This is a genomic window from Nostoc sp. UIC 10890 (genome assembly GCF_054786515.1).
In genome coordinates this window covers 1-1,634 of the sequence record NZ_JBSGKF010000136.1, presented here as the reverse complement: position 1 = coordinate 1,634, position 1,634 = coordinate 1, and the positions used below count along the sequence as shown (strand labels likewise).

General features: G+C 39.2%; 2 protein-coding genes. Both read left to right on the top strand.

What is annotated here, in order from left to right:
- Positions 1 to 1,042 (top strand): hypothetical protein (locus ACWATR_RS39890; protein WP_460345879.1); only part of this gene is annotated, 1,042 nt, incomplete at its 5' end.
- A 52-nt stretch (positions 1,043 to 1,094) separates the two neighbouring features.
- Positions 1,095 to 1,457, top strand: a complete 363-nt coding sequence (locus tag ACWATR_RS39885) for a four helix bundle protein (protein WP_460345877.1) — start codon at positions 1,095 to 1,097, stop codon at positions 1,455 to 1,457.
- The last annotated feature ends 177 nt before the right edge of the window (positions 1,458 to 1,634 follow it).

Here is a 1,634-nt window from a genome sequence, read left to right as displayed (position 1 = left end):
TAAGAAAATCCGCGATCAAAAAGCGGAAGCAACAGCAACACCTAGTCCCACATTCACACCTGTGACGGTAGCTCCACCACCGACAAGAACAATACCTCAGCGTACACAACCAGTAACAGTTTCTAGAAATCCCTTTCCACCGAGAATTAATACATCGGTTAGACGCTCGTTGCCAGTTATTCAACCTCAATCCCAACCAAAACAAGTAGCACGAATAATCCCCAATGCAAGTTCGGCTGTAAAAACTCAACCTCTAGACCCGATGCAACAATGGCTTGCTGTTGCAAACGTTGGTAGTTTCAGTAGTTCAGTCAACTCTGATGATGAACAATTAAACCCCAGTGGGATAAAAGGGGGAATAGGGTCAAGTACAGAAGTTAAAAATCAAACTACTGCACAAACAACTGATTATAATACAAAGCGTATTTTAGTTGGTAGTACTACAGAAGGACGACTAGAGACACCAATATTTTGGGGGGCTAATGATGATATCAGTCAAAATTACCTGATTAAGATATCCCTTCCATTGAAAGCATCAGATGGTAGTGAAGTGTTACCCACGGGTTCTTATCTGGTAGCTCAATTGACTAATTCAAATGGCTCAGGATTTGCCCAATTGCGCGGGGTTTCAGTTTTAATTAATTCCGAAGGAAACACGCAAGAAAAGAAACTGCCAGAAAACGCTGTTTTAATTATGTCGAAGAACGGCAGTTTCCTCAAAGCCGAATCTCGCAAAGGTAGTAATTTAGGAAGTGATTTGATGTCGGCCGTAATTGCCGGTGTTGCCAAGGCTGCTGAGATCCAGAATCGCCCAAGAAGTCAGACCAACATTAATACTAATGGATTTTCTAGTACTACAACTACTAATGATGATAAAAATATCATCTCTGCTTTTGGTGAAGGTGCATTTAACAATGTTCTCGAAGGTATTAAAGCATCTAATCAAAGCCGCTCTGGGCAATTAAATAGCCAAGAAAAAGTGTTCGTGATTGATGCTGGTCAGACAGTACAGGTATTCGTTAATCAAACGATTTCGTTATAAGGGAACAGGGAACAGGGAACAGGGAACAGAAAAGTAAAATGAGAGGTTTTAAGTGTCAGATATTAATGATTTTAAAGACTTGAAAATTTGGCAAAAAGGCATGGATATAGCAGAAAATTGTTATTTCTTAACTAAGCTTTTCCCCAAAGACGAACTATATGGCATGGTACAACAAATCAGGCGATCTGCGGCATCTATTCCAGCTAATATAGCAGAGGGATATGGAAGAAGAACAACACCTGAGTATATTAGATTTTTGAATATCGCCCAAGGGTCACTTAACGAATTAGAAACACATATTATTTTATCTCAACGGGTGGGATTATCTAAGGAAACAGACATAGAACCGATTATTTTCTTACTTCGAGAGGAGAGCCGAATGATTATTGCTCTTATTAAAAAGCTACAACAATGATTTCCATCCCTTGTTCCCTGTTCCCTGTTCCCTGTTCCCTATTCCCTTAATTATGAAAAAGATTCTAGCCCTAGCTGCAACATTATTGTTAATTAATTTTCATCAGGTTTTAGCTGGCAGTGTTAGAACTGTTTACTCTCAAGATGTTGATTCTAATTTTCTGGAACTGAAAATTTG